This is a genomic window from Rahnella sikkimica (assembly GCF_002951615.1).
In the GTDB taxonomy this organism is placed as follows: domain Bacteria; phylum Pseudomonadota; class Gammaproteobacteria; order Enterobacterales; family Enterobacteriaceae; genus Rahnella; species Rahnella sikkimica.
Window position 1 is genome coordinate 34,220 of the sequence record NZ_CP019063.1, and the last position, 23,428, is coordinate 57,647.

The following is a 23,428-nucleotide window of genomic DNA, read 5'->3' on the forward strand; positions in this document are numbered from 1 at the left end:
CCTTTAATTAAAGTGCTATTTACTCACCAAATTCCAGCGTAATCCCTTCCTCTTCTTCCCAGCCCAGTGCCAGTGACGTGGTGCGTTGTTGCTCGCTCATGCGGCTCAGCAGTTGCTGGCTCAGCACCGGCAAGATCTGCTGGTTGAGCAGGCTGTCGATGTTACGCGCGCCGGTATCCGGCAGCAGGCAGGCGGCGACCAGTGTGTCGTAGAGGCTGTCTTCGATGGTGGTTTGCAGGCCGTAATGTTTGTTCAGGCGTTTGGCGACCTGCGCTAGCTTCATCTCAACGATGGTGCGCAGCGCGGTGGCGGCCAGCGGACGGTAAATCAGGGTCTGGAAACGGGCGAGCAGCGCGGGCTGGAAGTGGTCGCGCAGGATAGGGCGCAGCATTTCCTGCAAATCGCTGTCTGTCGATTCCGGTTGATCCTCCAGCAACTGCATGATGTGGTCGCTGCCGAGGTTGGCGGTCATCAGGATGACGGTATTACGGAAGTCGATTTCGCGCCCTTCGCCGTCGCGCATAAAGCCGCGGTCGAAGACCTGATAGAACAGGTTGATGACGTCACGGTGCGCTTTCTCGACTTCATCGAGCAGGACGACGCTGTACGGACGTTTGCGCACGGCTTCGGTCAGAATGCCGCCCTGGCCGTAGCCGACGTATCCCGGAGGCGAGCCTTTGAGCTGTGAAACGGTGTGCGCTTCCTGATATTCACTGAGGTTAATGGTGATCAGGGATTTCTCGCCGCCAAACAGGCAGTCGGCGAGCGCCAGTGCGGTCTCGGTTTTCCCCACGCCGCTCGGGCCGACCAGCAGGAACACGCCCAGCGGACCGTTCTCTGACGTCAGGCCGGTTTTGGCGGCGCGCAGACGCTGCGCCATATCCGTGAGTGCGTGATCCTGTCCGACGACGCGCTGCCCCAGATGATTTTCCAGCTGGAGCAAATCCGTCTGTTCGTCTTTTAACAGGCTGGACAACGGCACGCCGGTCCAGTCTGCAATCACGGTGGCCACCGTGCGCACATCAACATCCAGACTCAGCAGCGGCGCGTTGCCCTGCAAATGGCTGAGCTGATCCTGCAGGCTGGCGATTTCTTGCTGACGGCTGATGTCCTGGCGGGTCTCCAGCAGTTGCTGCGTCAGGGCTTTCTCCGCGTGATACTGCGTGTCCAGCGCGGTGAGCTGTTCGCTCAGACGACCGGTCTCCTGTTCAATCTTTTCAAGGCGATCGCCGTGCGTTTTGTTGCCCAGCGCAATATCTTCCAGCAGCGCCTGCTCTTCCATTTCCAGCGCAGTGATTTGCGCTTTCAGACGGGTTAACTCTTCCGGCAACGTATCGAGGCTCATACGGACGCGGGCGCTGGCGGTGTCCAGCAAATCTACGGCTTTGTCCGGCAGCTGACGGCCAGTGATATAGCGGCGCGACAGGCTGACGGCGGCTTTTACCGCTTCGTCGGTAATGTGTACGCCGTGATGTTGGGCATAGCGGGATTTCAGGCCGCGCAGCATCAGGCTGGCCATTGCGTCGTCCGGCTCGTCGACTTTGACAATCTGGAAGCGGCGCTCGAGGGCGGCGTCGCGTTCAAAATATTGTTTGTACTCCGACCAGGTGGTGGCGGCGATGGTGCGCAGTTCGCCGCGGGCAAGTGCGGGTTTGAGCAGGTTGGCGGCGTCCGCGCCCCCGGCCTGATTGCCTGCACCAATGATGGTGTGCGCTTCGTCGATGAACAGGATAACGGGCGTCGGGGATTGCTGGACGGCGTCGATGACGTTTTTCAGGCGCTGCTCGAACTCGCCTTTAACGCCCGCACCGGCCTGTAGCAGACCCAAATCCAGCGTGCGCAGGCTGACCGTTTTCAGGCTGTCCGGCACGTTGCCTTCCGCGATGCGCAGCGCGAGACCTTCTACCAGCGCGGTTTTTCCCACGCCCGGTTCGCCCACGAGGATCGGGTTATTTTTACGGCGGCGGGAGAGGATGTCGACCATCTGGCGGATTTCGTTATCGCGGCCAAATACCGGATCAATTTGCCCGGCTTTGGCTTTCGCAGTGACGTCCAGCGTGAATTTATCCAGCGCGGCCTGCAGGGCCTCACTCAGGTTTTGGCTGGACAGATTATCCGCTTTCGGCGTGGCAGAAGGCTCATTCAGCGAAGACACCGGCATGTTCAGACTCTCCTGCTGCTGAACCTCCGGGCGCTCTTCTGACACCGCATCGAGCATGGGTTTCAGGCGGCGAAGGTGTTCTTCGCTCAGGCTGAACAGCGGCCACAGGCCTTCGCAGCGCAGCAGTTTAGGTTGGGTTAACAACGCCTCAAGTAAGTTCACGCTGCGGATGGTCTGATTGTCGTCCTGCAAAGAGGCGGCCAGCCAGGCGGATTTCATCAAATCCTGCAAGTCACCGGATAACTGCGGGCGGGTGCGTACGGAACGCGGCAGGGCATCGAGATGGGCCAGCAGGCTTTGCCAGAGCGCGTCCATATCCCATTCATAACGGCGGGCCAGCACGGTGATGTCGCCTTCGCCTTGTTCGAGCAGTTTCAGCAGCCAGTGTTCAGGCGTGATTTCCGCATGTGCGCGGGTCTGGCACAGGGTCGCGGCAGCTTCCAGCGCCTTTGCGCAATAAGGGTTCAAACGACGAAGTAAAACGGCTGACTGGTGTTCCATGCGGGCTGCTCCTTGATTTTAGGTACGCTACCGCCCCTCGCTGTTTCCTTGTCATCAGGAACCTAAAGCGCATCAGGGCGGAAGGCAGATTGTTTTTTACTCAGCACCCGACACGCAGACGCTCAGTAAAACTGCGGACAGAAAATCCTGCCCGCATAAGGCATTACCCTAAAGGGTAATTAGGCGGTGGTACGTTCGTTCCACGAATCGGAATGAATGATGTTGCCGTCTTTGTAAGTCCAGGTGATTTTTTCGTAACGCAGTTCAATGCGTTCCAGATGGTTGTGTTTCTCTTTCGCCGGATCTTTGATGTCGTACATTTCTGGTGCGACTTTAACCAGTTTGACGTTTTCCAGTTTGGTGTTGAAATACTCCACTTCCTGGCCCGCGTCGTTGATGCGGTACCATTTGAACTCAGCAGATTTCAGGGTCTGACCGGTGGTCACTGCTTTGTACAAATACGGGCTGGATGAGTCGATTTCTTTGGTAAACAGGAACGGGGTGTGAATACGCGTACCCGTCAGTTTGCCGGTGTTGTTATCGGTCGGGATGTACAGGTTGTGTTCCTGTGCAACGACTTCGATGCTGCCTTCGCGATCTTTTACGTCTACGGAACCTTTAATGTCCGCACCGCCGTCGTCTTTCAGCCACAGATAAACAGGAATTGCCATGGGTAGTTCTCCATTTCTAGGTTAAGCATTCATCAATCATTTGATGAATCGGGGGTTGCTGTTGCCTTGCAGGCGTCGGCCTGAGGCACCAGACTGATTTCGACACGACGGTTGGCCGCACGGCCTTCCGGTGTGTCATTTGTTGCAATCGGGCGGCTTTCACCAAAGCCCTGTACGGCAAAACAGCTTTCCGGTACGTCGCCGGTGTCACGCATCCAGTCACGCACCGATTCGGCGCGCTTCTGAGAGAGCACCTGGTTGGATTTGTCGTCGCCGGTGTCGTCGGTGTGCCCAGCGACCACAATCAGCCAGCCCGGTTTGGCCTTGATGCCGACCAGCGCGTTAATCAGTACCTTGGTGGAGCCGTTTTTCAGCAGGTATTTACCGGTATCGAACAGCGAAAGGGCATCCAGACGGACGGTTTTTGGCCCCTGAATGATTTTATTAATTACCGGTGGTGGTGGTGGCGGCGGTGACCAGCTGTTGATCGCACTTTGCAACGGCGCGATCAGACGCATGCCCTGATACAACCCCAGAGACAGGCGCATCGGTGCACCACCGCGCAGCCAGCCGTCCAGAAGCCGGTGATCGGCGCGCAGCTGCTGCTGCGACTGGAGCTTGGGCGCAGGGGGTGTCCCCGTCAGGCGGTTATATACGGCCAGATGATCTCCCACGCTTTGGATCAGCCGCTGGTTATTGATGTACGACGCCAACAGGGCGAACAGCAGAAAAAGGGCGCACAGCAGTCCCGCCAGTTGCCAGCTCTGCATCAGACGTGACACCCCGTGGCGGCGAGGCAGGTAGGGCAGCAAAACATCCGGCAGCGGCAGGCACTCCTGAGCAGTGGCAGGGGTGGGTTTCAGAGTGGTAAGCCCGGCGATATGGGCCTGCCACAAGTTGTCCGCACAGCCCGTCACCGGCGAAAAGCAACTGCCCCACGCGCACGGCCTCAGGGCAGGCAAATCCCCCTGACGCTGTCCGATAACGCTGAACACCTGCGTATTGATCCAGCTCAGCAAACTTTCCATCCAGAACACGCTGCTGAGTCGCTCGAGTCCGTTACCTGCGTTCAGCTCACGGCCCCATTCGGTCAGCGGGATGACACCGGCTCCGTCCTCACGAACCTGTACGCCGGACAGCCCCGGCGTCACCGTGTACCAGCGTTCAGCGGTGGTGTCAGATACCGCCTGCGGGGAAAGCCAGGTGCTTATCCAGACCGGCGGAATGCCCGCCAGCCAGCCTTTGCACACCACGATGGCACGGTGCCAGGCGCGCAGTCTCTGGGTGAAATCATCCGGGTCCTGATGCATCTCCGGCACGACGGCCAGCAGCACAGAAATCTGCGCGACCAGTGCCGGGCGTTCAGAGGCGAGGTGCTGAGCTAAGAGGTGAAGTTGTTCCGGCATTGCGACAGGCATATACCAGCCCTGACGCGTTTCGCGAAAAGGCTGGTTGTCAGAAAACAGCGGCGCACTGTCACCGCACACCAGCACGACCGCACCCTGAAAATCTTCCGGCGGCAGGTGGGTATCTGCAATGTGTGCATGGGCCATTTTATTGCGGCTGTCACGACGCCACTGAAAATACGCCGCTGCCGCGCAGACAATCACCACCATCATGCTGAGTGCCACGCGGCTGCCGGTACCCAGCGGCCAGAAGCCGGTAATCAGCCACAAAGCCAGACAGGTACCGAGAAGTAACAGTATTAACCGGGTTAATCCGCGCATCCGTCAGTGCGCCCCCGTCAGCAGCGACACCATTTTTGTCAGCGTGGTGGAAAGCCCGAACCACAGCGCGACCAGAACGGCTGCACCCAGTACCCAGGAAAACCAGTACGTTTTACGCCCGGATCGCAGGCGCGATGAACGCGAAACCACCGGCGCGTCCTGAGCCTGCGAAAACGCCGGGACCAGTTGACTCAGCTTGCGGACAACGTCTTCGCGGCGTTCATCGCCCTGCTCACGGTACCGGCCAACAAAGCCCAGCGTCAGCGCACGGTAAAAACAGGTCAGCACGGCGGTATCCGGTGCAGGCTCCTGCAGGACGGTGCGGATGCGCTCCCACAGTTCTTCACCCGCATTTAGGGTGTTGAAGTAGCGCGCCTGCAACGGGTCTTTCAGCCATTTTGCATAGCCGCTGTCGCGCTTTTCCCGGTTCATCACGCTTTCATCCAGCAGCGCACATTGCGTGTAGAGCATGTGGTTGCAGCTCGCGTCGCTGAACCCGGCACGCGTTAGGGCTTCCCTGGCACCGTCCATCCAGCCGCAGGCCTGACGATACAAGGCTTCTCCGTCGGTGATCTCCTGGCCGTTACGTAACTGGCTGACCATCAGCCAGCAGGGATAAAAGACTTCATCAACGATTGACGTATTGATCTGACTCATGAGCGCAGCACCGCAAACAGTTCAAGCCTGATATCACCCAGCGTGCCTGGGGTGTAGAAGGCGCAGTTGCCCGCTTCCAGCATCGCCACGGCGTCCGGGCTGTTGAGATCAAGGGAGAAGTATTGGTTTTCAAGACGCAGCGGGATAGCCGCAGGCACGTGCGACAGCGGCTTCATTACCACACCGCTGAGCGCAACGTTCACCACATCAGAGACGGCCTCGAAGCTGCCCGCTTTACATAGCAGCGGGAACTGGGTCTGCAGCAGGTGATTGGTCATTGACGAGCGAACGGAGAGATAGAAATCAGCCCCTTCGCGCAGACGAGCATCGTGCAGGGAACCGGTCCAGAACTGACCGTCATGTTTGAGGTCAATGGCCACCATGCGCGACGGCAGGCTCGCTTCAAGCAACTTATCCAGCAGCGCAAATAGCGGTGGGAAAACCAGCTCAGGTGCATCGTGCTGGTACAGCGGGATATCTTCCGCTTTATGCTCAAGGGAGAACGTCAGCAGGCTGCCGGCCAGGCGCACCAGCTCTCGGTAGAACAGTTCCGGGTGGCGTGAAGGGGTCTGAATAAGCTCAGTCAGCACCGGCTCCATGCTGTTTAACGCATTGAGCAGCCAGAACAGCGACACGTCGGCCACGGCAAAATCCGCCATACGCTCGTTGCTTTCACGACGCATGGCCATCAGACGACGACGGCGGGCCTGCAGGCGGTGTAGCAGGTCGCTCAGTTCGGTCTGCACCAGCGGGCTGGCGGCAAGGGCGAGCATCGGTGGAATGAAGTTCTCATCCGGCATCCACTGCCCCTGCGCGCTGCGCATCAGGCGCAGCACTGGGCAGGTCAGGTATGCGCTGTTTTCCTGATGGGCAAAACGCAGTGTTACGGCGTGACGCATGATCGCAAGTTCGGTGCGTTCATTCCCGGAAAGTTCCTGTACGGTCACCCATTCCTGTTTCCATCGACGTGGACGCTCACTGTCCTGACCATCATCCAGATTGCCTCCGTTGGCCGAGAGCAGCGGTAACGCCAGTACGACATCCACACTCTCGCGGTCTGAAATTGCAGATAAATCGCAGGCAGGGGGCAGGTTATCTGCCCGTTCCGTATCAATGAGTGTGCCATCTGGAAACCGAACGACCAGTCGCAAGGCATTCAGACGCGAAAGCGCCAACGAACCGTTATCGAAGTCGGCGTCAATGACACCCCACGGATGCGCCAGCACCATATGCGCGACGGTATCGGCGACAAAGGCATCCCAACGGGCTTGTTGCTGGAACTGTTGTGGGGCCAAAAAGGCCCCGTCGCTCCATAATGGACGATAAATTTTCATCGTTTCTCTGTTTATGCCTTAGCCTTCGGCATCTGAGAAACCAATGACAGGTTGACGTCCATACCTTCCACCTGGAAGTGCGGCACGGCGTACAGTTTCACGCGGAAGAAGCCCGGGTTGTCTTCGATATCTTCTACGGTCACTTTGGCGTCACGCAGCGGGTGAGAAGCCTGCAGGTCATCGCCCGGATCGGTCATTTCGGTGACCAAAGTGCGGATCCAGGTGTTCAGTTCCAGCTCCAGCAGACGACGATCTTTGGTGGTCCCGATGTTTTCGCGCTGAATCAGTTTCAGGTAATGCGCGATACGTGACAGCAGGAAGATGTACGGCAGACGCGCGTTGATGCGGCTGTTGGCAGTCGCATCAGCCGTGTCATACAGCGCCGGTTTCTGCGCGGAGTTCGCGGAGAAGAAGCAGGAGTAATCGCGATTTTTGTAGTAAGACAGCGGGATGAAGCCGAGATTGGCGAATTCAAATTCGCGCGTTTCGGGGATCATCACTTCAGACGGGATTTTCACCTGATTGCCGGTGCCCAGGTCATAAAGGTGAATCGGCAAGTCGGTGACTGCGCCGCCAGCTTGCGGGCCACGGATTTGTACACACCAGCCGTTTTTGATGAAGCTTTTCACCATGTTTGCCGCGAAGGCGAAAGAAGCGTTAGTCCACAGGTATTTCTCGTGGTCCGGTCCTTTGACTTCTTCAACATAGTTGAAGCTGCGAACAGGGACAGTGTCCGGCCCGTAAGGCAGACGACCCAGCACGCGCGGCATGGTCAGACCGATGTAGCGGGAGTCATCTGAATCACGGAAAGATTTCCATTTGATGTATTCAGCGCGGTCAAAGTAGTTGCCAATGTCTTTGATGGCAGCCACTTCTTCCATGGAGTCTTTCAGGAAGAATTTAGGCCCTACAGCACCGACAAACGGCATGTGTGCAGCCGCAGACACTTTGGAGATGTTACGCAGCAACGCGACGTCTTGCGGGCTGGCGTCAAACTCATAGTTGGAAATCACAGAACCGATTGGCTCGCCGCCCGGTGTGTCATATTCCTGAATGTAGGTATGACGGTACAGGCCGCTCTGAATGATTTCAGGGCAATCTTCGAAATCCTGACGCAGGTCGTCTTTGGAGACGTCCAGCACTTCGATTTTTACGTTCTGACGGAAATCGGTGCGGTCTACCAGGAATTTCAGGCCACGCCAGCCGGATTCCATGCGCTGGAACTCCGGATGGTGCATGACTTCGTCAAGCTGGCGGCTGATTTGCTCGTCGAGCATCGCAATGTGGCCGTCCAGTAATGTCTTGTCCAGGCGCTCAACTTTCTGACCGGACTGTTTCAGGCGTTCCAGGAAGACCTGAACTGCCGCCGTAACACGCTCGTCGGTGGTGACATCAGACATCGCCTGGTCATCCTGGAAAGCATTCACGTCTCCCAGTGCAGAGACCGGAGTCAGGTTGATTTTTTCAAATAATGACGCATAAACACTTCCTGCATCGGCACGTTCCAGCACGGTTGTGCGGCTTTCTTGACTGTTTTCAGTAGCAGACATCAGCATAGTCTCGGGTTGATCCGTTCAGGAAGGGTTAAGAGTTCTGGGGAGCCAGAGCAGCCAGTTCAGCGCGCAGGTCATCGCTCAAATTGTCATCTTTCAGGATGGTTTCGAGTTCTTTGCGGAAAGTGGCGTTGTCTAAAAGGTTGGATTTGAGGTCACGTAATAAATTACGCATAGCGAGCATGGCGCGCAGTTGTGGGATCTGGCGTGCAACCTGCTCAGGTTCGAAGTCTTTCATCTCTTTGAAGTTCAGACTGACACTTTCTTCACTGCGATCGCCGGCCAGTGTGTTTTCAACGGTCAGGTTAAGTGACGGGCTGAAATCAGCCATAACGCTGTTAAAGTTATTTTTATTGATGTTAACTTTTTCGCGTTCTGACAATGGGCGGGTTTCTTTACCATTGCTGTAGTCACCCATTACCATTAATTTTAAAGGTAACTCGACCTTCTTCTGTGCGCCGCCGGTGTGTAAATCCAGTTTGATATTGACGCGAGCCTTGGGTATTTCTTCCTGAAAGCTATTAGACATGCCTATCCCTTACTGTGGAGTGATAAACGCTGCCAATGAATCCATAAATAAATGAAAAGTTGGCAACCCTGCCATAAAAAACATCCGTTTTTTGCACTTAGGTGTGCGACTAAAATCAGGGTCACAAGCGAAACAAAATATTTTATGGAACATTTTGCAGTGTGTTTTAAATTTATCTGGAAAAGAAAATTTCAGATAAGTACCTGTAGGCGGCATTTTAGAAACATTAGCATTTTTATTGAAAACTAAATTATGTAACTAAGTGTTACTCGCCAGATTGCGCAATTAAAAAGAGCACTGTATTGATATATAGGAATTTTCTACACATGACCCTGCAGGCTGCGTGGGATAAGGGATGAGGGTTATTGAAGTTTTTTTGGTAAATCTGCTAATGACCGGATTTTGACATAAACAGGCTTTTTAATGATCAAAATAAATTTCATAAAATTTTTGAGATGAATTTTCCGAAGTGAAAGGTTGACGCTAAATACATAAGATTTTTCTCGTGTATCGTCGCGGACTATTCCTATGGTGAATAATTCACAAGACACATACTTATTATTAATTCATATAATTCCATTTTAATACACGAATTATCTGACAGAGCAATGCTCAGATTGGTGAGATCTTTTGAAAAAAATATACGCATTTAATCTTGGATGATTTTATGCCTGAGTTAAATTTCAGCATTAAAATAGGTTTGTGCCTCTCCGGTTGTGAGGTTTTACGGTGCTCCGTAAACGCTATTGCGTCACAGGAACGACGTGCGAATGAGCATATGGTCATAAATTTGTGATAGAGCACCCAAAAACTAAACATTATATACAATATGCCGATAAATAGACTCCAGCCCATTTTGAGAATCTATCGATGTCGCTTAAAAAATCTTCTCTGCTTGTTCTTGTGGTTCTTTTTGCTCTCTTTTTCACCAGTATGATTTCCAATGTCTGGTTACTCACACAGAGTAATCATTCCCTGGATGACGTGAATAAAGAGATCCGTGTGGTGCTTTCCATTATTGATCCGATCAACCACAGCCGTACCTCACGTGTCCGCGTGATGGAATATATGAAGGAGATTGAAAGCAGCGGCGGCCAGCCGTCGGCTTCTTCACTTGACGCTGTCAGCGAAGTGATGGGCAAAGCGGATGCGGCATTTCAGGCGTATCTCAATGCGCCAAAATTACCGGGCGAAAATGAGCTCGCAGAGACTTACCGCACGGCTTACCAGAATTATCGCCAGAACGGGATCGAGCCGTTAATTGACGCGGCGAAAGCGGGGGACCAGGCACAGTTCAAAGCGCGGATCCCGACCGTGGTTCAGCTGGATCATCAGTATGAAGTAGTGCTGGATAAAGTGCTGGCACTGCATGAACAGTACGCAAGAAATCTTAACACCGACGCGCAGGACAATTTCAAATTCGGTATCGGGCTGACGATTGCGTTTGGTTTGCTGTTCCTCATCATCATTATTGGCGTGCTGTTATTACTCAAACGTTTCGTTCTGACTCCGCTGCTGAGTTCACGTGATCACTGCCGCAAAATTGCCGAAGGGTATCTCGATACGCCGGTGCCGTTTAAAAATACTTCCCGCAGTGAAATCGAAGAGCTGATGCAGTCGATGGAACACATGCGGCAGTCGCTGGTGCAAATTATCGGGCAGGTACGTGATACCAGCCATACGGTCGCGCACGCGTCGCAGGAAATTTCCGCGGGCAATATCGATCTGGCTTCGCGTACTGAACAACAAGCCGCCGCGCTGACACAAACCGCCGCCAGCATGGAAGAGCTGGGTGCTACGGTAAAACAAAACACGGAAAACGTCAGCCGGGCCAGTGGCCTGACGCGCGAAGCGGTACAGAATGCCCGCGCAGGTGAGAAGGTTGCGCAGGAAGTGATCGGAACCATGGGGCGCATTAACAGTAGCTCTAAAAAAATTGAAGACATTACCGGCGTCATTAACAGCATTGCTTTCCAGACCAATATTCTGGCGCTGAATGCCGCAGTTGAAGCCGCGCGCGCCGGTGAACAAGGGCGCGGTTTTGCAGTAGTCGCCAGCGAAGTGCGCAATCTGGCGCAGCGAAGCGCGGTGGCGGCGAAAGAAATTGAAAGTCTGATTTCTGAATCGGTTGCCAATATAAAGGAAGGGTCGGATCAGGTGTCCCGTACCGGTGAATCTATTTCAGCAATCATTTCGTCGGTTACGCAGGTTGATGTTCTGATGGAACATATTTCGACGGCCTCCGACGAACAAAGTCGTGGGATCAGCCAGATTGAGCAGGCCGTGACAGAAATTGACGGCGTGACCCAGCAGAATGCGGCGCTGGTGCAGGAATCCGCTGCTGCTGCGGCTTCTCTGGAAGAGCAGGTACTGCATCTTACTCGCTCGGTTTCAGCATTCAGGCTGGCAGCCGTTTAAGTACTGCGGTGAACTGACCGCGAGAAGAGGCGTAGTTCAGGTCGGACGGGGAAATTCAGTCCGGCCTTTTTAATATTGGGCAAAGGGTTTAACAATGAATAACACTTTGATATAACGGGTTAATTGCGGTGACTTTCCAGGAGCAATTGCTATGACTTTACTTGCTTCACCTTTGCTGAGCTTGCGTCATTTTAGCCATGACGATCTTGATATTTTCACCCGGTACCGGCAGAACCCGGATGTCGCCCGTTACCAGAGCTGGGAATACTTTACCCGTCCACAGGCGGAACTGCTTTTTGAGGTGATGAATGAGATCCCTTTTGGCACGCCGGATAACTGGTTTCAGATTGCGATAGAACACGCTGAATTTGGCATGGTGGGCGATTTCGGGCTGCACTTTGTCGACGAATATCAGGTGGAACTGGGGATTACCCTCGACTCGAAATGGCAGGGGAAAGGGATCGCGAAGAGTGCATTAAATCTGTTACTGACCTATCTTTTCGACCATCTCAAAAAGCACCGGGTTTACGCCTCCACTGATATCCGCAATCACGGAAGTTACCGGTTATTCGAGTCAGCGGGGTTCCGACGCGAAGGAAGTTTTATAGAAAACTGCTTTCTGAAAGACGAATGGTGCAGTGAATATTTGTATGCTCTGCTGGCGTCAGAGTGGGAAGTCAGAAAATAGCTGGGAAATAACCCAGCACCAAATTCGGCTAAATATACGGATTTGGTGCTGAACGTGACCGAATTTTAACAAACTACCTGAATACACCGACGGCCTCAACCAGTCTGTCGGCCTGTCTTTTAAGACCCGTTGAGGCGTTCGTGCCTTCCTGAACCTGAAGTGAATTCTGGTGTGTGATACGGTCAAGTTCTTCGATAGCTTTGGCGATATCCAGTAACCCCAGATTTTGTTCACGGGTGGCATTACGGATTTGGCCGATCAGCGACGTGACGTTTCGCACCTGAGAAACAATTTCTGCCATGGTTTTACCCGCCTGATCGACCTGTTTAGATCCCGACACAACGGTCTCCACGCTGGTGTCGATCAGCCGTTTTATTTCGCTGGCAGCACTTGCACTTCGCTGCGCCAGACTGCGAACTTCACCGGCCACCACCGCAAATCCTTTTCCCTGTTCACCTGCGCGAGCCGCTTCAACTGCGGCATTGAGCGCCAGAATATTGGTCTGGAAAGCGATGCCATCGATAACAGTGGTGATAGTCGCGATCTGGTGGGAACTGTCGGTAATTTCCTGCATCGTGCCGACAACATTTTGCATGGCGTTACTGCCTTTTTCGGCGGCGGCGCTGGCGGTCAGCGATAATTTGTCAGCTTCAGCGGCCGTTTGTGTGTTGCTTTCAACGGTCGCACTCATCTCGTTCATCGCGGCGGCGGTCTCCCCCACATTGGCTGCAGTCTGTTCGGTTCGCTGACTCAGCGCTTCGTTTCCGTTCGCCAGTGATTCAGTGGCGGTGCGCACTTTATGTGCCTGATGGTTTACGTCGTCCACCATCCACCGGCAGATCAATCCGAGCTGGCCGACTGCACGCAACGTCATACCGATTTCATCGACGCGTTCCATCGGCGTGATCGTATGGCTGGCTCCGCTGGCAACCCGCAAAGTCTGCTGACAAAGTTGTTCAACCGGGCGCGTAATCTGCCATTCAAGCCAGAAACCTAAAAGCAAAATGAAAAATGTGCTTAGCGCATACGCGGAATACCACTGTGTGGCGGGCAACGCAGTAAGTGTCGAAATTGCCAGAGAGTTGAGAAGAAATAAAATGAAGAGCCCGCTGCGGATCCGCCCGCGAACCGATAGCGTTTTTAAAATTGAGAACGGTCGGGTGATGCCCGTGCGGATCAACAAGCCTCTGAACAACCGGCGATTGTTAAGTTCGCCGCGATTCATTTTGTCGTACAGCGACTGAGTCTCAGAAATTTCAGTCGCCGTCGGTTTTGTCCGGACAGAAAGATAACCTTTGGTTTTACCTCCGCGAATAATCGGTACCACATTTGCCCGAACCCAATAATGATCGCCGTTTCTGCGACGATTTTTTACCAGCGCAGTCCAGGGAAAACCTTGTTGCAACGTGGTCCACATGTCTTTGAAAGCGGATGGCGGCATGTCCGGATGGCGGACAATATTGTGAGGCTGACCGATAATATCTTCACTGTCAAAACCGCTGACTTCAATAAAAGCATCATTGGCATACGTGATATGGCTATCGGCATCAGTCGTTGACATCAAAGTGGCGTCGTCCGGGTACTGATATTCCCGTTGTGATACAGGTTGATTATTGCGCATAGTGACATTTCCCTGGCCAGACTGCGAATGGGAGGAGCTAAAAGAGGTTTAACTCTTTAGATGTCGGCATAAGTAAAATTTTCTTTAGGGCTGAAAGCACGTTATTGAAATTAATGTATTCAGGGGGAAAAACCGGACGTTTTATCATCACTTCATACGTTACAACGATGGGTGCAAACAGGAATATGCGTTATATCATTATATTTGCCGATTTTATGACCAATTTCTCAGGCTCCAATGTCTGCCATAACACCTTCATTTTTCTTTATTCATTGTCTCCGTGACTCCAGACTTAATAGGTCTGGAGTCATAAACATTTTGCCTCAGTTTCGCGGGCTTGCTATAACTGCGCCCAGTGATTTTTCTGATGAAATTCAGCGGACGGGCAATGTGGTATCGGTGACAGAAGTCGAAGCGGATTTTGCCGCTGAAAATGTAGGACGCCATGTTCTGGATTATCTTCAGCAGGTAAAACTGACGCCGCTGGCGAAACTGGATGATTTTGACGAAGAGGGTAATGCGACAGTGCGGCAGGTGATCAATATCTGGATCCGCCTTTCATTAATACTGACCCGACGTCGCCCGGAAATCGCCGTGTCGTCTTTGATGAAACATGTGTTGCCGGTGATCGGAGATGTGCCGCTGAACAAAATTACCCGTCTGCGCCTGAACCGGTTGTTTAATATTTTGCTGGCCGAAGGAAAAATTTCGGAAGCAAAGCGGGTTTTCGCGTTGTGTAAGCAATTTTTCGGTTGGGCAGAAACCCAGGGCTATCTTGCGCATTCACCGCTGAGTTCCATGAAGCGCCGGGATGTCGGTGGTCGTAATACGCCGCCGCGAGAAAGGGCGCTGACCGATGCCGAAATTTGGGTGTTCTGGCATGGCCTTGATTTATGGGATATATCAGAACAATGCCGCTGGTCATTACGGTTGTGTTTACTGACGGCAAGACGCCCGGATGAAGTGATCCGTGCCCGAAAAGCCGAGTTTAATCTTCGTGTTGGCGTCTGGCGGCAGGGTACACGGAACAAATCGGCCCGCGACCACAGCCTTCCTCTTACACCGCTGGCGATTATTTGCATTAACGCTCTGCTTGATGCTAGCCCAAAAGACAGTGTCTGGCTGGTGCCGTCGCCCAAAGATCCCCAAAAACCGGTGTCCAGAGGGGCGATCACTCAGGTGATCCGGCGGATGTTACGCGCTGAACGCGGCCTGGGCATTGAAGCATTTACGACCCGCGATTTGCGCAGAACCGCGCGATCTAAACTGTCATCCCTCGATGTTCCCAACGATGTGGCCCGTAAAATTATGAATCACTCGCTTGAAGGCATCGACAGGGTTTACGACACTCACGACTATTTACCGCAGATGAAACAGGCGCTCGACGCATTTTCTGACAATATAAAAGGCATCATTGAGGCCTCCGATTACTTTGAATTACGCCATAAATATGACGGTGAGTTTCTGGAAATTCCCGAAAGTTCTCTGCTATATATGGAAAAATAACGTGTTTTAAACGCATTTCAGATTTATTAATAAGAATCCATTGCCGCCGAATACGCAAGCGCACAAAACCTCCGTTGAATAGGTTTGCGGAGGTGAAATGCTACACTTGCATATTGTTCGACGTAGCCAGAAGACAAAGGAAATCATGATGCATTCACCCCAATCGAACACTGCCGGTTTGCCAGAACCGACCCGGACACTCCTGCTGAGTACCGGAACGGCGGAACAAAAGCGTCAGGAAATTCGCGCATATTTTATTCAGACATGGGGACTCTATGAAAGCCTGTTTGATTGTCTGAATGACGATCGTGCGTATTACACAAAAGCGATTTCCCTGCGGCATCCGCTCATTTTTTATTTTGGTCATACCGCGACGTTCTACATTAATAAGCTCATGGCGGCGGGGCTGATCCCGCAGCGTATCGATTCCCATATCGAGGCGATGCTGGCGATTGGCGTGGATGAAATGAGTTGGGATGATCTCGACGATCAGAACTATAGCTGGCCCACTGTCAGTAATTTGCGAACATATCGCCACAAAGTTCGCGAAGAAGTCCTGGGCATTATTGAGTCGATGCCGCTGACACTTCCCATTGGCTGGGACAGTCCGGCGTGGGTGATTCTGATGGGTATCGAGCATGAACGTATTCATCTGGAAACCTCCAGCGTATTGATCCGCCAGTTGCCTGTGAGCTGGGTCAGCCCGCAGCCGCACTGGCCAGCGTGTAATCTTGCCCGTCATGACCGTAAAACCGTGCCAGAAAACGAAACGCTGGCGGTTAAAGGTGACGTTGTCACGCTGGGTAAGCAAGATGATACTTACGGCTGGGATAATGAATACGGTTCAGCAACGCATAAAATTCAGGCATTTAGTGCCAGTAAAATGCTGGTCAGTAACGCTGAGTATTTCGCTTTTGTGGAAAATGGCGGTTATCAGGACGCAAAATGGTGGGATGACGAAGGCACCGGATGGCGGGAGTACGCTGAGGCGGAAATGCCGACATTTTGGGTCGGGTCACCCGCAGAACCGGAACAGCTGAAACTGCGGTTAATGACGGAAGAAGTCCAGATGCCCTGGGACTGGCCGGTGGAAGTGAATCAGCTGGAGGCAGCGGCGTTTTGCCGCTGGAAAGCGGCGAAAACGGGTGAATCTGTACAGCTACCGACAGAAGCGGAATGGATGATTTTACGAAATCAGGTAGAAGGAGACCAGCCTGATTGGGAAACTGCACCGGGAAATATCAATCTTGCCTGGTGGGCATCGTCGTGCCCGGTCGATCACTTTGCGCAGGGGAGTTTCTTCGACATTGTGGGCAATGTGTGGCAATGGGCGTCCACGCCGATCGGTGGTTTTGAAGGTTTCCGTGTGCATCCGCTCTATGATGATTTTTCTACGCCCACGTTTGATGGCAAACATTCGATGATTAAGGGCGGAAGCTGGATTTCAACCGGTAATGAAGCGCTGAAATCCTCGCGTTATGCGTTTCGTCGCCACTTTTTCCAGCACGCCGGTTTCCGGTATGTGATATCCGGTCATCAGGAAACGCAGACCGTCAATCCGTACGAAACGGACAGCCTGATCGCGCAGTATCTGGATTTCCAGTACGGCCCGCGACATTTCGACGTGCCCAATTATGCAGTTCAACTTGCAGAGATTGCAGTAAAAAATACTCATCAGCGCGGAAGGGCATTAGATATCGGTTGCGCGACAGGCCGCGCCACTTTTGAACTGGCACGTCATTTTGATTCTGTGGTCGGTATGGATTATTCGGCGCGGTTTATTGATGTCGCTTTAGCGCTGGCTCGCGGGGAAGCTTGTCGTTATCTCATTCCGGAGGAGGGCGAACTGGTCGATTATTGTCAGGCTTCACTCTCTGAGGTGAATATCGGCGCAGAGCAAACCGGGCGCGTAAGTTTTGTGCAGGGTGATGCCTGTAATCTGAAGCCGCAGGGCGAACTGTATGATCTGGTTCTGGCGGCGAATCTGGTGGATCGCTTGCGTGAACCCGCGCGTTTCCTGAAGGATATTGCGCCAATGATCCGCAGTGGCGGGGTACTGATGTTGTCCTCGCCGTATACCTGGCTCGAAGATTTCACACCGAAACAAAACTGGCTTGGCGGTTTTCGCGAGAACGGCGAAGCAGTGACAACGCACCAGGCTTTACGTCGTCTGCTGGCCAGCGACTTTGAAGAAATTCAGGCACCGCAGGATATTCCGTTTGTCATCCGCGAAACGGCCCGTAAATTCCAACATACTGTTGCAGAACTGACGTTGTGGCGTAAGCGATAAAAATCAATGAGTTGAATATTTTAAACAGAGTAAACGGCCACGAAAAAGTGGCCGTTTTTTATGGGCACTTTCTTTCTGATTGAAAGAGGATAAACACTGATTTTAAGGTTATTACTGAATTTAGATGTTTATAGCTATTTGAATGTTGTAACTATAATTAGTCTGGACGTAAAAAGGAGGAGGGTACCGTGTTCTATCGATATTGATTTAATGACACACTGCCGTTATTGCGACTTTAGGACATACGTCTTCCGATGAAATCGATTCTGCCTGGTTTGTTGTTAATGTTGAGCGCTGTGACGGCAACTGCCGCACCCGTTTCAGGATTTACCGAAGCGCAATGTGTTGCCATGAAAAATACGCATATAGCCGCGTCGCGGATCGGCCTTCCGACGCGTGGTGCAGTGATAACGACCGTTGCCATCGCAGGTCAGCCTGTGGAGACCCATTGCAAACTAGAAGGGGAAATTAAACCGGTTGACCTGAAAGCACCTGATATTCAGTTCCAGCTTTATCTGCCTCTCGTCTGGAATGGCAAAGCGCTGCAACTCGGTGGCGGCGGGTTTGATGGTGCAATTAAAGGCGCGGATACTGCACGTCTTGCCCCGGTTTCTGTTCCCGGCGCGTTGAAACAGGGTTACGCGACTTTTGGCAGCGATTCAGGCCATCAGGGCGGCGTGTCTGACGCCTCTTTTACACTGAACGAAGAAGCGTGGAAAATTTTGCTGGCGAACAGATTAAGAAAACGCACGATGTTGCCGTTGCGCTGATTGAGCAAGCTTATGGCCGCAAGCCGTCGCGTCTGTATTTTCAGGGTAACTCTCAGGGTGGACATGAGGCGCTGGCCGCCATCCAGCGGTATCCTCTCGATTATGATGGCGCTATCGCCATCCATCCGGTTTATAACGTCGTGGAATTACACATGGCGGGCATTCATATCGGGCAGGCCGTTTACAATACACCGGGTGCCTGGATTTCACCGGCTAAATCCGCACTGATAGCGAATTCTGTTATGGGGGCCTGCGACAAACTGGACGGTCTGACAGACGGCGTGGTCGCCAATGTGAATGCCTGCGGAGAGACATTTAAGCTCGAAAGGTTACGTTGTCATGATGGTAAAGATGATGGCGACTATTGCCTCTCCGACATCCAATTATCTTTGGTTGATATGCTCAGTAAACCTGTGCCTTTGGGCGTGAATTTACCCACTGGCGATCACTTTGCACCCTGGCCGATATTACTGGGCGCAGATGCGCCTGCGCTGGTCAGCGTATTGGGTTCCGGTGCTGAAAAGCCTGAACCTGCAGCCTCGAACATCATCATTTCCTTCCCATATATGATGGGTGACCAGGCGGTGCGGTACGAGGTGATGAAATCTCCAAACTACGATTCCCTTCAATTTGATCCGGCGGCACATGCTGCGCGACTGAAAGAACTGGCAGCCCAGGTTGATGATGACAACGCAGACATCAGCACATTTGTTCAGCATGGCGGAAAGCTGCTTCTGATGCATGGCACGGCAGACATGGCCGTGCCACCGGGAAATACGCTGGCGTACTATGAAAAGCTGAAAGCCCGGTTTGGTGAGAAAGAACTGCATCAGTTTGTGCGGTTTTACCTCGCCCCCGGTTTTACCCACAGCAGTGGTCCGTTTCGCGTGAGCTGGGACTCGCTGGGCACGCTCGATAAATGGGTAGATCACGGCATCGATCCCGGTCAGCAGGTCATGATTGATACCAACAAAACCACCGCCGGGCGCGAGATGCCGCTGTGTGATTACCCGCTGTTTCCCAAATATAAAGGGCAGGGAGATTCAAGATCAGCGGCGAATTTTGTTTGTGTAGCGCAATAACCCCGCCAGAGTCTGTATGAATATCCGCCGTCTGGCGGGTACTCTTTCCTGATGAAATGCAAGTGAATTTACCTATATATAATCACAGGTGAATGAACGTTCTCAAAAAACTTGAACATCCGTCCAAGTCTTGGCATTATCCGATGCTGTCTCTTTAGCGTCGGACTTTTCCTGTGGCCTATCTCTGTAAGGAAGCACGCAAAACCACCATTCTTGAAGCTGCCGCACGGGTTGCGCGCTTAGAAGGTTTAGCTGCCACCACCGTACGCCGTGTTGCTCAGGAAGCGGGGGCGGCGACCGGGCAGGTACATCATCATTTTTCCAGCGCAGCGGAACTGCGCGCACAAGCCTATACGCGCGTAATGAAGATTCTGAAAGAGCAGTTGTTGAACAGAAGTGAGCAACTGACGGCGCGTGAGCGGTTAAACATGTTGCTGATTGATCCGCAGGATGATGAATCGCTGATGGCCATACCGCTCTGGCATGAGGCCATGTTGCTGACCGAGCAGGAGCCGCTGATGAAAGCCGCTTTTGCGTTGTCAGTGGCCGACTGGCACGAACTGGTTACTGACGCAATTGAATCAGGTCGCCGGAAAGGGGAGTTTGCCGAAGGGGAATCTCCGGAGCATATTTCCTGGCGGCTGATTGGTCTGAGCAGCAGCATGGATGCCATGTCGCGTCTCGACACTCTCGGCCTGACCCAACAATGTGCGCAATACAATTTGCACCGCGCAATCGTGAATGAACTGTACGCCAGTGAACCGACCTGTAAGGAAACGTCCCATGTTTAAAACTTATTTACTGCTTGGGTTGGCCATTATTGCCGAAGTCATTGCCACCAGCAGCCTGAAAAGTTCTGAAGGATTCACCCGTTTGTGGCCAAGCGTGGTTACATTATTGGGCTATACCATTGCGATCTTTTTATTGTCTCTGACCCTGAAAACCTTGCCGACGGGCATTGCTTACGCAATCTGGTCTGGCGTCGGTATTGTGCTGGTTTCCGCCATTGGCTGGTTCGGTTTCGGGCAAAAGCTGGATACCCCGGCAATGATCGGCCTCGGGCTTATCATTGCCGGCGTCATTGTCGTGAATGTGTTTTCAAAATCTGTCGCGCACTAACTATGGCGACTTTATCGCAGCACAGGGAGTTCATTTTGCAGAGCGAACAAAAACCTGATTTCCATGATGACTTGATCAAAGAGTTACTCTACTGGATCGAAGTCAACTTAAGCGATCGTCTGACCATGGAAAAGGCCTCGAAGAAGACCGGTTATTCTCCCTGGTATCTTCAGCGTTTGTTCAAAAGTAAAACGGGTTTCGCACTGGGCAAATACATTCGCGACCGGCGTCTGACAATGGCGGCGATAGCTTTGCGCCTGACCAATATGCCGATCCTCGATATTTCGCTGTATTACTCCTACGACTCTCAGCAGACATTCACACGTTCTTTCAAAAAGAACTTTGCTGAAACGCCGGGGATGTACCGCCGGAATGCCTCGTGGACAATGAGCGGTATCACGGCACCGCTGACTCTTGATGAGTTTCCGCTGCCTGAATACGAAATCGTAGAAATGCCTGAGATGGCGTTTCACGGCAACACTTCAACGCATTCTTATCAGATTGAAGCGCTGTTCAATGCCAAGAATCATGTACATCGTGCGGAACTGTTGCGCTATCTGGAAACGCCGGAATCGCTTCTCGCGCCGGTTTGGGGGCTTTCAGATTGCCGCCCGGACAATAATGACGAAGTGGCCAACGCGTTACAGATGGATTATACGGTGGCACACGAAGTGAAGGTCAGCGACAGTCATAACATTCTGGTGCCGGCTAACCGTTATCTGAAAATCAATTATCCTTACGATCTCAGCCGGTTGAACGATTTCATTTTGTATCTGTATTCGGTGTTCTTACCGACGCTGGGTCTGGAATTTATCATGCAGCCAGATCTGGAGAAATATTGCCGGGAATCCGCACTTAACGGCGTGACCTGCGAATATTACATTCCGCTGGCAAGGGACTAATTTCCACTTCCTGCAAAAACACAAAAGCCTCCCAAATGAGAGGCTTGCAAGAAATGAAAGGCCGATTAATTAAAGACCATACCACCGTCAATCAGTAACGCCTGACCGGTCATATAATCGGAGTCCGGGCCAGCAAGATAAGAAACGCACCCCGCGACATCTTCTGGCTCTGAAAGGCGTTTGAGGGCGATGTTTTTCGCAAACTCCTGAGTCCCGTAGCCAACAGGTTTGCCTGCGGCGGCTGAAACCTGACGGTCTATTTCTTCCCACATCGGCGTTTTCACGATGCCAGGGCAATAGGCGTTGACGGTAATTCCCAGAGAAGCCAGGTCGCGTGCTGCAGTTTGCGTCAGCCCGCGCACGGCAAATTTACTCGAGCTGTAAATAGCCAGTTCAGGGTTTCCCACATGGCCTGCCTGAGATGACGCATTAATGATTTTGCCGCCATGCCCCAGCGATTTGAACGCTTTCACTGCCGCCTGAATTCCCCAGATAACGCCTTTAACATTGATGTCATAGACTTTATCCACAATTTCAGGGGTGATGTCCTCTATCAGTGTCGTTGGCGCAATCCCGGCGTTATTGACGATGACGTCAAAACCACCGAGCTGTTGAGTTGCCGCTTCAACGGCTGCGAAAACTTGTTCCCGGTTAGAAACGTCCGCCAGCTGGGCAATCGCTTTACCGCCCGCGTGGTTAATTTCTTCAGCAACTTTCTTCGCTGTTTCGCCGTTGTAATCGACGACTGCGACGGCAAATCCATCTTTCGCCAGACGAAGCGCAATTGCACGGCCAATCCCCTGACCGCCACCTGTTACTAAAGCCACTTTTCCATTTTTAGACATACCACTATCCTCTATGTATTCGGTTTCTCTCCAGGTGCTGCGCGCAAGGCACGGAAAAACCAGCCCGATACCTTTGCGTGAGCTCTGTACTGGTTTACGCCTCTGGCTTTGCTTGTGCAAATGTTAGCCACGGTAATTAACTGTACTCATCCTAATAGTCAGGAAGCGTCAGAATTCGGGCATCTTCGGGTAGAATGTGAAAATCGAAAGACATAAAGGATGTTGAAATGCCGGAATCAAACAATGCGGTTTTTCGTGACCGCCTGACCGTGCTGGCACGGTCATTACGAATGGCACCTCAGGTTGCAGAAAATCAGGTATTAGACCGTATGGCATTGAGTTTTCGCAAATTACTCAATTTTTTTGCTGAAGATGAGGTCCTGACGCAAAGGGTTTTTCTGTTGCCGCCGGAAGGCACTGAGACGCAGGCAATGCTCATCCGCCTGGTCGCTGAAAATATAACGTTCAGCCAGCAGGACAAGCTGTTTCGCGATGATATTCCCGCTGCACTTCTGGCGCAGTGTTTCACCGGCATGCTGGTACAACTCGCTCATCAGCCCGCTGAACCGGCACAACGTCATCAGGACAGTCTGGCCTGTGCCAAATTGTTCTGCGAAGGCATCTGGGTAAGGGAATAGGGGAGAATAATCGCTTTATTCTATTAATGAGAAAGCAAAGCATAAATCGTTGGTTCAAATCGCAACGCAGAAACGGTTAACTGAGGTCATTCCAGCGGCAGACGACGTCTGTCTGTTTTGTTAAATAGAAATCATGATCAACCGGAGGCCTGTATGTCAACGACTGCACATGCTACTGAGCAATGCTCGTTATGGCAGCGCATCACTCATCGCAAGGTGAAAGATCAAACTGAAGAAAAGACGCAGGACACCTCGCGTTTTCTGGAAAGTTTTCTGGCAACGGGCTGTCTTTACGGGATTGACGTGGGGAACACAGACCCGGCGTGGTTTCGCCGCTCCTGACCGTTATATTCGCTTGCTGCGCTTCAGCTACTGGAACGAGTTGTGCAACGGGCAAACCTTCTCCTGATAGTGCA

The 23,428-nt window shown here is 52.6% G+C and carries 18 protein-coding genes and 1 pseudogene; 10 read left to right on the forward strand and 9 right to left on the reverse strand.

Going from position 1 to position 23,428, the window contains the following annotated elements; all coding sequences use genetic code 11:
• Positions 1–19 precede the first annotated feature (19 nt).
• From tssH to tssB, 7 genes are all read right to left on the reverse strand, one after another.
• Positions 20–2,662, reverse strand: coding sequence for a type VI secretion system ATPase TssH (tssH, locus tag BV494_RS21640; RefSeq protein WP_104924883.1), 2,643 nt, complete (start codon positions 2,660–2,662; stop codon positions 20–22).
• A 179-nt stretch (positions 2,663–2,841) separates the two neighbouring features.
• Positions 2,842–3,333, reverse strand: coding sequence for a type VI secretion system effector Hcp (gene hcp / locus BV494_RS21645; protein ID WP_104924884.1), 492 nt, complete (start codon positions 3,331–3,333; stop codon positions 2,842–2,844).
• A 32-nt stretch (positions 3,334–3,365) separates the two neighbouring features.
• Positions 3,366–5,060 (reverse strand): OmpA family protein, encoded by a 1,695-nt coding sequence (locus BV494_RS21650; RefSeq protein WP_104924885.1) that lies wholly within the window; start codon positions 5,058–5,060, stop codon positions 3,366–3,368.
• A 3-nt stretch (positions 5,061–5,063) separates the two neighbouring features.
• On the reverse strand, positions 5,064–5,717 hold the full coding sequence (tssL, locus tag BV494_RS21655) for a type VI secretion system protein TssL, short form (RefSeq protein ID WP_104924886.1): 654 nt from the start codon (positions 5,715–5,717) through the stop codon (positions 5,064–5,066).
• The gene (gene tssK, locus BV494_RS21660; RefSeq protein ID WP_104924887.1) at positions 5,714–7,051 is read right to left on the reverse strand and encodes a type VI secretion system baseplate subunit TssK; all 1,338 of its coding nucleotides are present in this window, start codon (positions 7,049–7,051) and stop codon (positions 5,714–5,716) included. Before tssK ends, tssL begins: the two co-directional genes overlap by 4 nt.
• A gap of 11 nt (positions 7,052–7,062) precedes the next feature.
• A complete protein-coding gene (tssC, locus tag BV494_RS21665) occupies positions 7,063–8,607 on the reverse strand; it encodes a type VI secretion system contractile sheath large subunit (RefSeq protein ID WP_104924888.1) in 1,545 nt (514 codons plus the stop codon).
• 28 nt (positions 8,608–8,635) lie between these two features.
• Positions 8,636–9,133 (reverse strand): type VI secretion system contractile sheath small subunit, encoded by a 498-nt coding sequence (gene tssB / locus BV494_RS21670; protein ID WP_104924889.1) that lies wholly within the window; start codon positions 9,131–9,133, stop codon positions 8,636–8,638.
• An 870-nt stretch (positions 9,134–10,003) separates the two neighbouring features.
• On the opposite strand from tssB, the gene BV494_RS21675 reads away from it, so the two are divergent.
• The gene (locus tag BV494_RS21675; RefSeq protein ID WP_104924890.1) at positions 10,004–11,551 is read left to right on the forward strand and encodes a methyl-accepting chemotaxis protein; all 1,548 of its coding nucleotides are present in this window, start codon (positions 10,004–10,006) and stop codon (positions 11,549–11,551) included.
• A 151-nt stretch (positions 11,552–11,702) separates the two neighbouring features.
• Positions 11,703–12,239: a GNAT family N-acetyltransferase gene (locus BV494_RS21680; protein WP_104924891.1), complete on the forward strand. Its 537-nt coding sequence runs from the start codon at positions 11,703–11,705 to the stop codon at positions 12,237–12,239.
• A 73-nt stretch (positions 12,240–12,312) separates the two neighbouring features.
• Here BV494_RS21680 and BV494_RS21685 read toward each other — a convergent pair whose 3' ends face one another.
• A complete protein-coding gene (locus tag BV494_RS21685) occupies positions 12,313–13,860 on the reverse strand; it encodes a methyl-accepting chemotaxis protein (protein WP_104924892.1) in 1,548 nt (515 codons plus the stop codon).
• A 399-nt stretch (positions 13,861–14,259) separates the two neighbouring features.
• On the opposite strand from BV494_RS21685, the gene BV494_RS21690 reads away from it, so the two are divergent.
• From BV494_RS21690 to BV494_RS21715, 6 genes and pseudogenes are all read left to right on the forward strand, one after another.
• The gene (locus BV494_RS21690) at positions 14,260–15,366 is read left to right on the forward strand and encodes a tyrosine-type recombinase/integrase (RefSeq protein ID WP_439958399.1); all 1,107 of its coding nucleotides are present in this window, start codon (positions 14,260–14,262) and stop codon (positions 15,364–15,366) included.
• Between the two features lie 148 nt (positions 15,367–15,514).
• Complete coding sequence (ovoA, locus tag BV494_RS21695) at positions 15,515–17,656, forward strand: 5-histidylcysteine sulfoxide synthase (RefSeq protein ID WP_104924894.1); 2,142 nt, start codon at positions 15,515–15,517, stop codon at positions 17,654–17,656.
• A gap of 350 nt (positions 17,657–18,006) precedes the next feature.
• A pseudogene (locus tag BV494_RS21700) lies at positions 18,007–19,508 on the forward strand (tannase/feruloyl esterase family alpha/beta hydrolase).
• A gap of 173 nt (positions 19,509–19,681) precedes the next feature.
• On the forward strand, positions 19,682–20,299 hold the full coding sequence (locus BV494_RS21705; RefSeq protein ID WP_104924895.1) for a TetR family transcriptional regulator: 618 nt from the start codon (positions 19,682–19,684) through the stop codon (positions 20,297–20,299).
• A complete protein-coding gene (locus tag BV494_RS21710; RefSeq protein WP_104924896.1) occupies positions 20,292–20,627 on the forward strand; it encodes an SMR family transporter in 336 nt (111 codons plus the stop codon). The genes BV494_RS21705 and BV494_RS21710 overlap by 8 nt, the downstream gene beginning before the upstream one ends.
• 35 nt (positions 20,628–20,662) lie before the next feature.
• The gene (locus BV494_RS21715; protein WP_104924897.1) at positions 20,663–21,529 is read left to right on the forward strand and encodes a helix-turn-helix domain-containing protein; all 867 of its coding nucleotides are present in this window, start codon (positions 20,663–20,665) and stop codon (positions 21,527–21,529) included.
• 65 nt (positions 21,530–21,594) lie between these two features.
• Here the strand turns inward: BV494_RS21715 and BV494_RS21720 are convergent, their stop codons facing one another.
• The gene (locus BV494_RS21720; protein ID WP_104924898.1) at positions 21,595–22,374 is read right to left on the reverse strand and encodes a (S)-acetoin forming diacetyl reductase; all 780 of its coding nucleotides are present in this window, start codon (positions 22,372–22,374) and stop codon (positions 21,595–21,597) included.
• Between the two features lie 227 nt (positions 22,375–22,601).
• On the opposite strand from BV494_RS21720, the gene BV494_RS21725 reads away from it, so the two are divergent.
• Together BV494_RS21725 and BV494_RS21730 are read left to right on the forward strand one after the other, a co-directional pair.
• The gene (locus BV494_RS21725) at positions 22,602–23,012 is read left to right on the forward strand and encodes a hypothetical protein (protein ID WP_104924899.1); all 411 of its coding nucleotides are present in this window, start codon (positions 22,602–22,604) and stop codon (positions 23,010–23,012) included.
• Positions 23,013–23,165: 153 nt separating this feature from the next.
• Positions 23,166–23,354 (forward strand): hypothetical protein, encoded by a 189-nt coding sequence (locus tag BV494_RS21730; protein WP_104924900.1) that lies wholly within the window; start codon positions 23,166–23,168, stop codon positions 23,352–23,354.
• Positions 23,355–23,428 lie beyond the last annotated feature (74 nt).